13 protein-coding genes are annotated in these 12,944 nt (G+C 60.4%); 8 read left to right on the top strand and 5 right to left on the bottom strand.

Going from position 1 to position 12,944, the window contains the following annotated elements; all coding sequences use genetic code 11:
- Window positions 1–21: 21 nt before the first annotated feature.
- Entirely contained in the window at window positions 22–597 is a 576-nt protein-coding gene (locus GH769_RS23400; RefSeq protein ID WP_019817779.1) for a DUF6436 domain-containing protein, read from the bottom strand.
- A 98-nt stretch (window positions 598–695) separates the two neighbouring features.
- Here GH769_RS23400 and GH769_RS23395 point away from each other — a divergent pair, with 98 nt between their 5' ends.
- Window positions 696–1,637 (top strand): alpha/beta hydrolase, encoded by a 942-nt coding sequence (locus GH769_RS23395; protein ID WP_014720378.1) that lies wholly within the window; start codon window positions 696–698, stop codon window positions 1,635–1,637.
- Window positions 1,638–1,718: 81 nt separating this feature from the next.
- Here GH769_RS23395 and GH769_RS23390 read toward each other — a convergent pair whose 3' ends face one another.
- Window positions 1,719–2,471, bottom strand: a complete 753-nt coding sequence (locus tag GH769_RS23390; protein WP_014720377.1) for a DUF2059 domain-containing protein — start codon at window positions 2,469–2,471, stop codon at window positions 1,719–1,721.
- 131 nt (window positions 2,472–2,602) lie between these two features.
- On the opposite strand from GH769_RS23390, the gene GH769_RS23385 reads away from it, so the two are divergent.
- Together GH769_RS23385 and GH769_RS23380 are read left to right on the top strand one after the other, a co-directional pair.
- Window positions 2,603–3,235 carry a 2OG-Fe(II) oxygenase gene (locus GH769_RS23385; protein ID WP_014720376.1) on the top strand — a complete coding sequence of 211 codons (633 nt, stop codon included), beginning with the start codon at window positions 2,603–2,605 and terminating at the stop codon, window positions 3,233–3,235.
- A 2-nt stretch (window positions 3,236–3,237) separates the two neighbouring features.
- Window positions 3,238–3,720 (top strand): DUF523 domain-containing protein, encoded by a 483-nt coding sequence (locus tag GH769_RS23380; RefSeq protein WP_032902258.1) that lies wholly within the window; start codon window positions 3,238–3,240, stop codon window positions 3,718–3,720.
- Between the two features lie 109 nt (window positions 3,721–3,829).
- On the opposite strand, the gene GH769_RS23375 is transcribed toward GH769_RS23380, so the two are convergent.
- Complete coding sequence (locus tag GH769_RS23375; RefSeq protein ID WP_032902259.1) at window positions 3,830–4,303, bottom strand: transporter substrate-binding domain-containing protein; 474 nt, start codon at window positions 4,301–4,303, stop codon at window positions 3,830–3,832.
- A gap of 134 nt (window positions 4,304–4,437) precedes the next feature.
- Here GH769_RS23375 and GH769_RS23370 point away from each other — a divergent pair, with 134 nt between their 5' ends.
- Window positions 4,438–4,878 (top strand): DUF4399 domain-containing protein, encoded by a 441-nt coding sequence (locus tag GH769_RS23370; RefSeq protein WP_014720373.1) that lies wholly within the window; start codon window positions 4,438–4,440, stop codon window positions 4,876–4,878.
- Between the two features lie 67 nt (window positions 4,879–4,945).
- On the opposite strand, the gene serA is transcribed toward GH769_RS23370, so the two are convergent.
- On the bottom strand, window positions 4,946–6,175 hold the full coding sequence (gene serA, locus GH769_RS23365) for a phosphoglycerate dehydrogenase (protein WP_003195214.1): 1,230 nt from the start codon (window positions 6,173–6,175) through the stop codon (window positions 4,946–4,948).
- A 205-nt stretch (window positions 6,176–6,380) separates the two neighbouring features.
- On the opposite strand from serA, the gene GH769_RS23360 reads away from it, so the two are divergent.
- The 4 genes from GH769_RS23360 (at window position 6,381) to GH769_RS23345 (ending at window position 10,664) form a co-directional block, all read left to right on the top strand.
- On the top strand, window positions 6,381–7,775 hold the full coding sequence (locus tag GH769_RS23360; RefSeq protein ID WP_032902260.1) for an FAD-binding oxidoreductase: 1,395 nt from the start codon (window positions 6,381–6,383) through the stop codon (window positions 7,773–7,775).
- A gap of 22 nt (window positions 7,776–7,797) precedes the next feature.
- Window positions 7,798–8,463 (top strand): fumarylacetoacetate hydrolase family protein, encoded by a 666-nt coding sequence (locus GH769_RS23355; protein ID WP_014720371.1) that lies wholly within the window; start codon window positions 7,798–7,800, stop codon window positions 8,461–8,463.
- A 247-nt stretch (window positions 8,464–8,710) separates the two neighbouring features.
- Window positions 8,711–9,634: an SdiA-regulated domain-containing protein gene (locus GH769_RS23350; RefSeq protein WP_014720370.1), complete on the top strand. Its 924-nt coding sequence runs from the start codon at window positions 8,711–8,713 to the stop codon at window positions 9,632–9,634.
- A 121-nt stretch (window positions 9,635–9,755) separates the two neighbouring features.
- Window positions 9,756–10,664, top strand: a complete 909-nt coding sequence (locus GH769_RS23345) for an SdiA-regulated domain-containing protein (RefSeq protein ID WP_014720369.1) — start codon at window positions 9,756–9,758, stop codon at window positions 10,662–10,664.
- Here the strand turns inward: GH769_RS23345 and GH769_RS23340 are convergent, their stop codons facing one another.
- Window positions 10,665–12,611, bottom strand: a complete 1,947-nt coding sequence (locus tag GH769_RS23340; protein ID WP_032902261.1) for an autotransporter domain-containing protein — start codon at window positions 12,609–12,611, stop codon at window positions 10,665–10,667.
- Window positions 12,612–12,944 lie beyond the last annotated feature (333 nt).

Below are 12,944 nucleotides of genomic sequence, written 5' to 3'. Positions count from 1 at the left end.
TTCCTTACCAAAGTGGACGGGCTACAGATCCTTAGGCCACGAACAATAGCAGCCTACCGCGAGGGTGTGAGTGGCATTCACTTCGCGTCCGGTTCCAAGCGCCTTGAGGATCGGCTCGATAAAGCTGTTGCTGGCGTTGCACGTCAGGCCTTCGCTGTAGGGGCCGAAATACGCCAGCTTGCCGGTGCGATCCCAAATGCCCACGGCCGGGCTGGCGGGGATCTGGTCCGCGCCGGGCAGGGCATCGAGGACTTTCATGTGGCGCAGGTTCTCGGGCAACTGGCCGTGGCTGCCGGGTTTTTGCAGGGCATAGAACTCCACCCCTTGGGGCGCGTACTGCTCGATCAACTCGCCCAGGTGCTGCTGGTTACCGACATTGCACGGGCAGGCCGGGTCCCAGAAGTGCACCAGGCGAATCGGGCCCGGGCCACTGAGGACGGCGGGCAGTTGCAGCGCATCGCCGGAAAATACCGCTGTGTGTTCGCTGAAGGCACGCAGGTAGCGGCCTTGGAACCAGTCATAGGCCGCCCACAGCACCCCGGCGCAGATAACCAGGATCAGGCTGGCGAACAGGGCGTTACGGTAGGGCGGTCGCATTGGATGTATCCTCGCAGGTCGCGTAGCTTGCCATGCTTGTCCTGACAGATGAATATCGCAGCTCGATATTCATCTTCACCGCAAGTCTGGAAGCCTTTATGCCCGTCACCTTTGACCCTGATCATCTGCGCGAAAGCTTGCGCCCCCTGGTGGATGCGCAGCCGCTGTCAGCCGAGGCGAGGGTTTACCAGCGTTTCTACGGGCTCGACCTGGCCGCACGCCAGGTGCCGGCGGTGAGCCGCCTGGGGCGCTTGCAGGTGGATGGGTTCGAGGTGGTGGCCCAGGTCTGGTGGCCGCCAGCGCCGGTCGCGACCATGTTCCTGTTCCACGGTTTCTACGATCACATGGGGCTGTATCGCCATGTGGTGGATTGGGCCTTGGACCAGGGCTTCGTGGTGATCGCCTGCGACCTGCCGGGCCATGGCTTGTCCAGCGGCGTGCGCGCCAGCATCGATGACTTTGCGGTGTACCAGAGCGTGGTGCAGGCCTTGTTCGTCGAGGCCAAGGCGCTGCAATTGCCGCAACCCTGGCACCTGTTCGGGCAAAGCACCGGCGGCGCCATCGTGGTGGACCATCTGCTCCACCACGGCGCCCAGAGTCCGGCCCAGGGCAAGACTTTCCTGCTGTCGCCTTTGGTGCGGCCGCGTGCCTGGGGTTGGTCCCAGGTCAGCTATTACCTGCTGCGCCCGTTCGTCAAAGGCATCGCCCGGCGTTTCAGCGATAACTCCAACGACCCTGCGTTCAAGCCGTTCCTGGAAGCCGACCCGCTACAGCCTCGCCAGCTGCCTACCGCCTGGGTGGGGTCGCTGGCGCGCTGGATCAAACGCATCGAAGCCGCACCACGCAGCCCCCGGCGCCCGGTGATCGTGCAGGGTGAGGAAGATATGACGGTGGACTGGCAGCACAATTTGCAGGTGTTGCGAGGTAAGTTCGACCGGCCTGAGGTGTTGATGCTCAAGCGGGGTCGGCATCACTTGGCCAATGAAATTCCGCAGATTCGCGAAGCATATTTTAACTTCCTCACGGATCACCTGAAATAACGCGGTTCAAATGTGGGAGCTGGCTTGCCTGCGATAGCGTGTCACTGACAGATCGCAATCGCAGGCCAGCTCCCACAGGGTTTACTGCGTCAGGCTTGAGGTGCTTTGGCCGACAGCCAGCCCTGCGCGAATGGCCGCCAGGGCAGCCTGGTAATACGCCTTACCCTCCGGCGACTCGGCAAAGGTGGCGAACTCTTCCAGCTCAGGGTCGGACAAATCCCGATAGACATACAGCAAGGTATTGTTCAAATCCTTGTCGATCTGCTGCATCAACCGCTCGCGCTGGCCATTCAACATTCCTTGCGCCTGGCTACCGCCGAGCAGGCCGGGGATCATCTGGCTCAAGCTGTCGGCCGCCACGCCTGCAATCGCCAGGCTGACCTCGGCACCGGCCTCGCGGGCGGGCAGGGCCTGGGCCAGGTGGCCGATGATCAGGCTGCGGGTGGCATCGGCTTCGAGTTTGGGCAGACCCTGTGCGTTTTTCGCCAGTTGATCGCGGCGCGTGGCCAGCAACTCAGCGGCGACGATCTTGCGGCCCAGGGGCGACTGGAAAAACGCCAGGGCAGGTTTCGGGTCGGGCAAGTGCTTGCGCAGTTGCGCCTCGGCACGCTGGTCCATGGCCTGGGCGGCAAAGCGTTTATTGCTGTTGTCCACCAGCGCCTGGTACACCACCGGCGGCAGGCTATTGCGGTAGCGCTGCTGGGCGGCACTGAGGGCGTCATTGAAGTGCGCACGTTGTTCGGCCCAGCCGGCGACCTTGTACAACTGGTCATGGCCGTCTGCCCAGGCGGGCAAAACGCAGAACATCAACACAGAAAAAAACAAACGACGCATAAGGACTCCTGTCAGTCGGCCACTATTGTCCGTGTCGGGCGTAGGATTTGTCGAGAAGTCCTATCGGTCACCTGACTAAAGTGCATTCAGACGCTCAACGGCGCTGTCGGATTTTCAGGCGTATGGATACTATGCGCGCCATGCAAATACCCCTCGATCACCCGCTGCTGCAACGCATCGTCGACGACTTGGCCGAAAAAGGCTGGTCGCAGCAAAATGGCTTCCTGCCCCAGGCTCTGACCCTGGAGCTGGCGGCTGAGTGCCGTAAACGTGCGGCGCAGGGTGAGCTGGCGCCCGCAGCGGTAGGGCGTGGGCCGGCCCAGGAGATTCGCGAAGGCATTCGCGGTGACCATATCCAGTGGTTGGAGGAGGGGGACGCGCCTATCTGCGACACCTACATGGGCGTGATGGACGGCCTGCGCCTGGCGATGAATCGCAGCCTGTTCCTGGGCCTGGAAGATTTCGAAAGCCACTTCGCGATGTACCCGCCGGGCGCGTTTTACCTCAAGCATGTAGACCGTTTTCGCGACGATGACCGGCGCATGGTCTCGGCGGTGATCTACTTGAACGACGCCTGGCTGCCCGAGCATGGCGGCCAACTGCGCATGTACCTCAAGGGCAGTGTCGAATACGACGTGGTGCCCACCGGGGGCTGCCTGGTGGTATTCCTGTCGGGCGAAGTGCCTCACGAAGTCCTGCCCGCTACGCGCGAACGCCTGTCCTTGACGGGCTGGTTTCGCCGGCGGGGCAACGAGCCGTTTTAAACATGGAAAAGATTCTTGTCAGCCGCTGCCTGCTCGGGCACAAGGTGCGCTATGACGGCGGGGCCAGCGGCCCATTCGACCCACTGGCAGCGTGGCAAGCTGAAGGCCGCGTGGTTGCCATCTGCCCGGAAGTGGCGGGGGGCTTGCCCACACCGCGCCCGCCGGCCGAAATCCCAGGCGGGCAGGGGATCGACGTGTGGGAAGGCCGCGCCCAGGTGCTGACGGCCGAGGGCGAAGACTTCACCAGCGCCTTTCTCGACGGTGCCCGCCAAGCCTTGGCGCTGGTGCAACGCCATCACATCCGCATCGCCATTCTCAAGGCCAACAGCCCATCCTGCGGCAATCTGTTGACCTATGACGGCACCTTCAGCGGGGTGAAGGTCAGTGGCGAAGGCGTCACGGCGGCGCTGCTCAAGCGCCATGGTGTGCAGGTGTTCAGCGAGTTGGAGTTGCCACAGGCGGCAATTGCCCTCACGCAGCTTTAAGAAGTTTAAACAGATCAAGTGTGGGAGCTGGCTTGCCTGCGATAGCGGTGTATCAGCACCTTATGTGTAACTGACAGACCGCTATCGCAGGCAAGCCAGCTCCCACATTTTATTGCACCTTGAGCCATTTCTGCGCCAGCGCCTTCAACCGGCCATCGTCCTTAACCCGCTTCAACGCCCCGTTCAAACTGGTCTTGAACGCCGGGTTGCCCTTCTGGAACGGGATCGCCAATGCCGGCTTCTGGTGGTAAGGCTCACTGAAATCGAAACGATCCTCAAGCTCGGCAGTCATAGCCATATGGTTAATGGCCACGTCGTACTTGCCGGTTTCCACACCGGACAGCAGGTCCGCGTTATCGGTGGTAATAAACGAGGAGCGCACCTCCATCTCCTTGGCCAGCAGTTCACCCAGCTCCACTTCAAAGCCGGCGAGTTTGTCGCCCTCTTTGAAATTGTACGGCGGGGTGTTGGCTTCCAGGGCGATGCGCAGTTCACCGCGATCGTTGACGTCGTCAATCAGTTCGGCATGAGCCAAGGGGCTCAGAAGAGGAAGCAACAGCAACAGGCCAGGCGAAAAGCGCATGGTCACTCCTAAAGAATTCGTACAGGCGAGGCGCCGTTCAGCAACGTTTTGTTATGGTGTCGGGTGCCTTGGACCGCAATTTATCGCGAAGTTGTCATAACCCTACAGATTTCACCGAAAAACTGGAGAAGCGAATGAAAGCCCTTTTGTCCCGTGCAACGATTGCCAGCCTTTTGCTGGGTACCTCGATGTTGGCCAGTGCCGCAGACCTTCCTCGTACACCTGCGCCTGAAGGTGCCGAAGTGTTCATCGTCTCGCCGAAAGATGGCGCCACCGTTGATAAAACCTTCACCGTCAAATTCGGCGTCAAGAAGCTGGACCTGGAACCGATCGACAAACAAGTGCCTAACGCCGGGCACCACCACCTGTTGGTAGACCAGAAGGTGGAGTCGCTCAACGCCAATGAGGCGATCCCGGCCACGCCTACTTCGATTCACTTCGGCAAGGCGCAGACCGAAACCGAGCTGACCCTGACGCCAGGCAAGCACACCCTGCAACTGGTGGCCGGCGACAACGTGCATCGCCAGTTCGAACCCACAGTCGCCTCGAAAGTGATCACCATTAACGTCAAATAAGCGTTATTCGGGCAAAAAAATGGGAGACCCCTGCGGGTCTCCCATTTTTTATCCAGCGCTTGAAGCCTTAGAACAACACGCGGCTACGAATAGTGCCGTTGATGTGCTGCAGCTTCTCTTGCGCCAGGTCCGAGTACTCGGCGTCGACGTCGATCACCACGTAGCCGACCTTCTCGTTGGTCTGCAGGAACTGACCGGAGATGTTGATGCCGTTTTCCGCGAAGACCTTGTTGATCTCCATCATCACGCCAGGGATGTTCTGGTGGATGTGCAGCAGACGGTGCTTGCCCGGGTGAGCCGGCAGGGCCACTTCCGGGAAGTTGACCGACGATACCGAGGTACCGTTGTCGCTGTACTTGACCAGTTTTTCCGAGACTTCCAGGCCGATGTTGGCTTGGGCTTCAGCGGTGGAGCCGCCGATGTGCGGGGTCAGGATCACGTTGTCCAGGCCACGCAGCGGGCTTTCGAAGATGTCATCGTTGGAGCGCGGCTCCACCGGGAACACGTCGATGGCAGCGCCGATCAGGTGCTTGTCCTTGATCGCGTCGGCCAGGGCATCCAGCTCGACCACGGTGCCGCGAGCGGCGTTGATCAGGATCCCGCCTTTCTTGATCGCGCGGATTTCCTTCTCACCGATCATCCACTGGGTCTCGGCCGTTTCCGGAACGTGCAGGGTGACGATGTCGGACATGCCCAGCAGCTCGGTCAGGCTGGCCACTTGGGTGGCGTTGCCCAATGGCAGCTTGGTCAGGGTGTCGTAGAAGAACACCTGCATGCCCAGGCCTTCAGCCAACACCGACAGTTGCGTGCCGATCGAGCCGTAGCCGACGATACCCAGCTTCTTGCCGCGGATTTCGAAGGAGTTGGCCGCGCTCTTGATCCAGCCGCCACGGTGGCAGGAAGCGTTCTTCTCAGGGATACCGCGCAGCAGCAGGATGGCCTCGGCCAGCACCAGCTCCGCCACGGAACGGGTGTTGGAGTACGGTGCGTTGAACACCGCGATGCCGCGCTCGCGCGCTGCATTGAGGTCGACCTGGTTGGTGCCGATGCAGAAACAGCCGACAGCCACGAGTTTCTTGGCGTGGTCGAAGATCTCTTCGGTCAGCTGAGTGCGGGAGCGAATGCCGATAAAGTGCGCGTCGGCGATCTTTTCCTTGAGCTGGGCTTCCGGCAGAGAACTGGTGATGTACTCAATGCTGGTGTACCCGGCGGCTTTCAGAACGTCGACAGCCGATGGGTGGACGCCTTCCAGAAGAAGGAACTTGATCTTGCTCTTATCGAGAGAAGTCTTGCTCATCTGCGTAAACCTGTATCCCGGAGAAAATTGGCAGGGAGTCGAGCAGCGCAAGCTGACCCGGACGGCAGGAAAGCCGTCACCGCAGAAACGCCCTTTGGGTCTGTCCTGCGGGGGCGGTATGCTAGCATACGCACCCCGCTAAACACCTATTCCTGCGACGTGAAGCGTTCTCAGGATGACCATGAATTGTTCGAGAGTTCTGTCGATGACCCATCCTGCCCTGATTGATGAGCTAAAGACCCTGGTTGAGCCCGGCAAAGTGCTGACCGACGCCGACTCCCTGGAGGCTTACGGCAAGGATTGGACCAAGCACTTCGCTCCCGCACCTAGCGCCATCGTGTTCCCCAAGACCACCGAGCAGGTACAGGCCATCGTGCGGTGGGCCAATGAGCACAAGGTGGCGCTGGTGCCCTCGGGCGGGCGCACCGGTCTGTCGGCTGCTGCCGTTGCCGCCAATGGCGAAGTGGTGGTGTCGTTCGACTATATGAACCAGATCCTCGACGTGAACCTCACCGACCGCACCGCCGTGTGCCAGCCGGGTGTGGTGACCAAGCAACTGCAGAACGTCGCTGAAGAAAACGGCCTGTATTATCCGGTGGACTTCGCCTCGTCCGGTTCCAGCCAGATTGGCGGCAATATCGGCACCAATGCCGGCGGGATCAAAGTAATTCGCTACGGTATGACCCGCAACTGGGTGGCCGGCGTGAAGGTCGTCACCGGCAAAGGCGATGTGCTGGAGCTGAACCGCGACCTGATCAAAAACGCCACCGGCTACGACATGCGCCAGCTGTTTATCGGCGCCGAAGGCACCCTGGGCTTTGTGGTCGAAGCCACCATGCGCCTGGACCGTGCGCCAAAGAACCTCACGGCAATGGTGCTCGGCACGACTGATTTCGACTCGATCATGCCGGTGCTGCACGCCTTCCAGAGCAAACTGGACCTGACCGCCTTCGAATTCTTCTCGGACAAAGCCCTGGCCAAAGTCCTTGGTCGTGGCGACGTGCCGGCGCCGTTCGAAACCGAGTGCCCGTTCTACGCCCTGCTGGAATTCGAAGCCACCACCGAAGAAGTCGCCAACCACGCCCTGGAAACGTTCGAACATTGCGTGGAGCAGGGCTGGGTGCTGGATGGCGTGATGAGCCAGAGCGAAACCCAGCTGCACAACCTGTGGAAACTGCGCGAGTACATCTCCGAAACCATTTCCCACTGGACGCCGTACAAGAACGACATCTCGGTGACCGTGTCGAAAGTGCCAGCGTTCCTGAGCGAAATTGACGCGATCGTCGGTGAACACTACCCGGACTTCGAAATCGTCTGGTTCGGCCATATCGGTGACGGCAACCTGCACCTGAACATCCTCAAGCCGGAAAACCTGAGCAAGGATGAGTTTTTCGCCAAGTGCGCCACCGTTAACAAGTGGGTATTCGAGACCGTCGCCAAGTACAACGGCTCGATCTCCGCCGAACACGGCGTGGGCATGACCAAGCGCGATTACCTGACCTACAGCCGTTCACCGGTTGAAATCGAATACATGAAGGCCGTCAAAGCCGTGTTCGACCCTAACGGGATCATGAACCCCGGCAAGATCTTCGCTGTTTAACCGCACCTGAAGGAGTCGTTCCATGAGCTACCAGCACAAGTATGTCGACGGCACCAACATCCACTTCCCGGTGGGTAAAGTGGTGTGCATCGGGCGTAACTACGCCGAACACGCCAAGGAACTGGACAACCCGGTACCCACCGAGCCGCTGCTGTTCATCAAGCCGGGCAGCTGCGTGGTGCCGTTGGAAGGTGGCTTTGCCATTCCGACCGAGCGTGGTTCGGTGCACTACGAAGCGGAAATCGCCGTATTGATCGGCAAGCCTTTGTCCGCCAAGCCGAGCCGGGAAGAAGTGCTGGACGCCATCTCCGGCTTCGCTCCGGCCCTGGACCTGACCCTGCGCGACAAACAGGCCGAGCTCAAAGCCAAGGGCTTGCCGTGGGAAATCGCCAAGTCTTTCGATGGCGCGGCGGTGATTGCCCCCTTCGTGGTCAGCAGTACCTTTGCGGACGTGACCGATATCGGCATTCGCCTGAGCATCAACGGCGAATTGCGCCAGGACGGCAACAGCGCGCAGATGCTTAACCCGATTGTGCCGATGATTCAGTACATGGCGGGTTGCTTCTCCCTCCAAGCGGGCGACGTGATCCTGACCGGCACCCCGGCGGGCGTTGGCCCGTTGAATGTGGGGGATGAAGTGGTGTTGGAGCTGGCGGGTGTCAATCGCTTCGAAAGCGTTGTGCGCTAAATCACTGCCAAACTGCGATCAAACTGTGGGAGCGGGCTTGCCCGCGATGGCGGTGTGACAGTCACTGAATAGTTGACTGAACGCCCTTAATCGCGGGCAAGCCCGCTCCCACAGTTGTTTGTGTACATCTGCAGGATCCAGCGTTTTGCATTTTTTTCACACACTATCCGGATAATTCCCTGCTCTTGCGCGCGGGTCCTTGAATCCTGTGCTATCCCCTACAGCTGACTTTCCGGAAAAGCGCTCAATGGTCGTGCCTCTGCCCACTTCGAAAACCTCGCTTCGCTCTCGCTTGTCCATGCGCTGGTATTCCTGGGTATTTTTGGCTGGTGCCATTTTGTATGGCATCGCCTGGGCCATGCACTGGGATGATCGCGGCCTGCTGTGGGTGCTGGAGCGTTTCGAGAGTTCGGCCGAGCGCCGGGAAAGTGTGTGGCTGCCGGACTATCACGCGGTGATCGACGCCAAGTTGCTGCCCGGTATGGAGAAGGACGAGGCATCAGACCTGTCCTATAACCCGCAGACCAAAACCCTGTTTTCAGTGATGGGCAAGAATCCCTTCCTGGTCGAACTGAGCCTGCAAGGCGATGTGTTGCGCAAAATGCCGCTCAACGGTTGGAACAATCCGGAAGGCGTGGCAGTGATGGAAAACGGCTTGATGGCGGTGGTCGATGAACGCGATCACAGCCTGACCGTGGTCAAGGTCGACGCCGGCACTACGGCGCTGAACAAGGCCGATTTCCCCAGTTATGACCTGGGCCCGTCCAAAGATCAGAACAAAGCCTTTGAGGCCGTTACCTGGGACAAGCGCAACCAGCAGTTGGTGCTGGGCGAAGAACGTCCCCCGGCCCTGTTCACCTGGAAAAGCGATGGCAATACGCTGACCGGCGACAAGCAAAAACTGGCCAGCACCGAACTGGATGTGCGCAACCTGTCGGCCCTGTCCATCGACCCACGTACCGGACATTTGCTGGTGCTGTCGGCCGATTCCCACCTGCTGCTGGAACTGGATGAAACGGGCGAGCAAGTCAGCTTCATGACCTTGCTTGGCGGCTTCAATGGCCTGAAAGACACGATCCCCCGTGCCGAAGGCGTGACCATGGACGAGAGCGGCAACCTGTACATGGTCAGTGAGCCAAACCTGTTCTATCGCTTTGAAAAGCAGAAATAACTGACGAATTACGTCAGAGTTTTCTTTATAAACGGCATTCGCCAGGCAGTCCGGTGCGTTTAAGTTTAAATTCAGGTGACCTTGATATCTATTCGCCAGTTTTTTCTCTGAGCCCGCCCCGATGCGTCGACTTGCCCGCCCTAAACCTGCTGTTTTTATCCTGCTGTTGCTCGCCCTGGTCACTGCCGGGCTGGTGGCACAGCAGTTCCGTCTGTTCGAACGCGCCTGGTTCAACTGGCAGGTGTGGTACCAGCCTGCGGATGAGCGCGCCATTGGCCTGGCGGATTATCGCGTCACCCTCGAAGGCCAGGTGATCGAAGGGCTCGACGACGATGTCTCGGCCCTGACCTACGACCCCGTGCGCAAAAGCCTGTTTACTGTCACCAATAAAAACGCCGAACTGGTCGAGTTGTCGCTGGAGGGCAAGATCCTGCGGCGCATTCCGCTGGTGGGCTTTGGCGATGCCGAAGCGGTGGAATTTATCAGCGACAACATCTACGTCATCAGCGATGAGCGCCAGCAGCGCTTGATCAAAGTGCATGTGGACGATGATACCAAGTTCCTCGACGCCGCCGATGCGGAGCAAATGACCCTGGGCGTGCACGTCGGCGGCAACAAGGGCTTTGAAGGGTTGGCCTACGACTCGGTGGGCAAGCGCTTGTTCGTGGCCAAGGAACGCGACCCCATGCTGATCTACGAGGTGCACGGGTTTCCCCATTTCAAGCCGGAAAAAACCTATTCGGTACATGTGATCAACAACCCCAAGCGCGATGCCGGCCTGTTTGTGCGCGACCTGTCGAGCCTGCAATACGACGAGCGCAGTGGCCATCTGTTGGCGCTGTCGGATGAGTCGTTCCTGGTCTTGGAGCTGGATATTGATGGTCGCCCTCTAAGCAGTCTGTCGTTGCTTAAAGGGCGCCATGGCCTGAGCAAGCGCGTGCCCCAGGCCGAAGGGATCGCCATGGATGACGACGGCACGCTGTACATGGTCAGCGAGCCCAACCTGTTTTACGTGTTCAAGAAACCCTGATCAGAACATCCATTGCACACCCAGCGAATAACCGGTCTGGCTGCCTTCAGCATGCCCGAGGCGGCCATTGACCTCGGCAAACACGCCCAACTGTGGGGTGATCGCCAGTTGGCTGCCCAGTTGTGCGCGAGCGAAGCTCTTATCCACTGAGCCCAGCCTGGCGGTGCGGGCCTGGCCATCGGCGCGTGCGGTGAGTTGCAGGTCGTCCAGGCGGCCGTCGGCCAATTCCTTGACCCAGGCGATGTCGCCGTAGGGCATCAGGTTCAGGCCATAGGGCAGGGCAACAGCGCCGCGCACGCGCCAGCCGAGGCTGGCTTCCAGGGAGTCGAAAGACTGCTCTTCGTACTCCAGGGCCGTGCGCAGGTTCTGCTTTTCGTGGAACTTGTCGATGCGGTAATGGCTGTAGTCCAGGCCGGCGAACGGCCCGCTCTTGATCGCGCCAAAGTCAAAGTCATAGCCACCCAGCACCCGTGCGCCCAACGCCAGGGCATCGGTATCGCCCGTCAGTTGCTGGTTGAGCAGGATCGGCCCGCCATTGGCCTGGATGACCAGGTTGCGCTTGGAGTCGAAGCGCGTGTGGCCCACGCTCAGGTCACCGGCCAGCCAGCGTGGCCCGCCATCGTTGAGCAGTGCATAGACGGCTGCCTGCCAGGTGTCGCTGTCGAGCTTGCCGCGATGCTCCAGTTTGTCGCGCCCATTGAGGTAGCTGAGGCTGGCGCCGATATTCAGGCTTGAAGTCAGTTGGTAGTCGCCGAGGGCATGCAGGCCCACGCGCCGGGCTTCGGGGTTGGGGGCCGTGTCGAAGCCGCTGTCCGGGTTGTATTCGCCATCCACGCCGATCTCGCCATCGAAGCTGCCGACCCCGCGGCTGGCCGCTTGCAGGGTCAGCCAACGGCGATCATGCAGGCGCACCAGGGCCTGATGCTGGCGCTGCAGGTTGTCTTGCATATTGCGCGCAACGGCACCGCCAGAAGCGGTCGAGGCCATCAGGTCGGCGTTGGTCAGTTCCAGCACCAGGCGGCTGAGCAGGCGTGAATAGTCGCGCAGGCGCTGGTCGATGCGCGCCTGGCCGAATGCATCGGTCAGCACGGCTTTGTTGTCTTCGTTCGGGTCGTGCCAGGTCGAGCCGCCGGGGATTTTCGGGTTGTCGGTCTGGGTGTAGCCGTCCAGGTCGCCCAGTTCCCAGTTGGTGGCCTCTATATAAAGGATCGGGATATTCAGCGGTTCAAACGCTTCACCATCGCTGCAGCAGCCGGTGCCCTTCGGGTACTGCGGGTCCAGGCCGGGGTTGCTGAATAAGGGGATGTTCAATTCCCTGGCGATCTGGAAGGTGTGCTCGCGCAAGGAGGCCAAGGCCGGGTTGGCGGTGCTGTTCTGGCCGGCGTGGGCGTACATCATGTCGCCGGTGATCAGGCTGTCGAGGTTGATCATCGCGAGCATGTTGGCGCGCTGGCTGGTGTTGAGTGAGTCGACAAAGGCACGGGAGCCGCGCAGGCCTTCTTCTTCGGCGCCGAAGCCCACTACCTGCAGGCCATTTTCCAGTGACAGGCCGCTGAGGTTCTTCGCCACCTCGGTCAGCACGCTGGCGCCGGAACCGTTGTCATCCAGGCCTTGCAGGGTCGGGCGGCCGAAGTACGTATCGAAATGCGCGCCAATCACTACGTACTGGGGCTTGGTACCAGCGGCAGAGGCCACCACGTTTTGCGAAGCCCGGCTGCCGTTGTTCCAGGTGAAGTCCTGGCGGCTGATGCTATAGGCCGTGCCCATCTGGCTCTGCATCCAGTCGGCTGCCCCGGCAAAATTTGCCGTGCCGCGATATCGGCCAGGGTAGTCGTTGATCAGTTTTTCCAGGGTGGTGTTGGCGTGCTGGCCGTAATCGTAGGCCTGGGTAGGCGTGGACAGCAGGGCACCGGCAACGCTGATGGCGAGGGCTAGGGGCTTTATCACAAGGTCTTCCTTGAGGTGATGGGAATGTGCAAGCCCAGACCCTTTGCACAATGCGCGCCTCATTCCATGGGCGGCTGCGAATTGGCGCATTGTTAAACGCGTGGGTCGCGTGGCTGTAATTTGTAACGGATTGGATACCAGGCGGGGCAGGGGGTGCCGTGACAGAGCGCACGGTTTTGGCGAGGAGTGCTGCGAAAAGTAGCGTTTTTGTTACATCGCTCTAGAGTCGAGCGCAAACACATGTGGGAGCTGGCTTGCCTGCGATGGCATCGCCTCGGTATTCATTGATACACCGAGTCGTCTGCATCGCGGGCAAGCCCGGCTCCCACAGGG

Origin of the sequence: Pseudomonas sp. CFSAN084952 (genome assembly GCF_009648855.1) — a bacterium.
GTDB classification, from domain to species: domain Bacteria; phylum Pseudomonadota; class Gammaproteobacteria; order Pseudomonadales; family Pseudomonadaceae; genus Aquipseudomonas; species Aquipseudomonas paracarnis.
Note: the sequence above shows the minus strand (reverse complement) of the source record. Positions and strands in the feature narration are given on the sequence as shown.

Bases quoted from the DNA above. Each gene is read 5' to 3' on its own strand.
- GH769_RS23400 (WP_019817779.1), bottom strand. From the start codon at position 597: ATGCGACCGCCCTACCGTAACGCCCTGTTCGCCAGCCTGATCCTGGTT.
- GH769_RS23395 (WP_014720378.1), top strand. From the start codon at position 696: ATGCCCGTCACCTTTGACCCTGATCATCTGCGCGAAAGCTTGCGCCCC.
- GH769_RS23390 (WP_014720377.1), bottom strand. From the start codon at position 2,471: ATGCGTCGTTTGTTTTTTTCTGTGTTGATGTTCTGCGTTTTGCCCGCC.
- GH769_RS23385 (WP_014720376.1), top strand. From the start codon at position 2,603: ATGCGCGCCATGCAAATACCCCTCGATCACCCGCTGCTGCAACGCATC.
- GH769_RS23380 (WP_032902258.1), top strand. From the start codon at position 3,238: ATGGAAAAGATTCTTGTCAGCCGCTGCCTGCTCGGGCACAAGGTGCGC.
- GH769_RS23375 (WP_032902259.1), bottom strand. From the start codon at position 4,303: ATGCGCTTTTCGCCTGGCCTGTTGCTGTTGCTTCCTCTTCTGAGCCCC.
- GH769_RS23370 (WP_014720373.1), top strand. From the start codon at position 4,438: ATGAAAGCCCTTTTGTCCCGTGCAACGATTGCCAGCCTTTTGCTGGGT.
- serA (WP_003195214.1), bottom strand. From the start codon at position 6,175: ATGAGCAAGACTTCTCTCGATAAGAGCAAGATCAAGTTCCTTCTTCTG.
- GH769_RS23360 (WP_032902260.1), top strand. From the start codon at position 6,381: ATGACCCATCCTGCCCTGATTGATGAGCTAAAGACCCTGGTTGAGCCC.
- GH769_RS23355 (WP_014720371.1), top strand. From the start codon at position 7,798: ATGAGCTACCAGCACAAGTATGTCGACGGCACCAACATCCACTTCCCG.
- GH769_RS23350 (WP_014720370.1), top strand. From the start codon at position 8,711: ATGGTCGTGCCTCTGCCCACTTCGAAAACCTCGCTTCGCTCTCGCTTG.
- GH769_RS23345 (WP_014720369.1), top strand. From the start codon at position 9,756: ATGCGTCGACTTGCCCGCCCTAAACCTGCTGTTTTTATCCTGCTGTTG.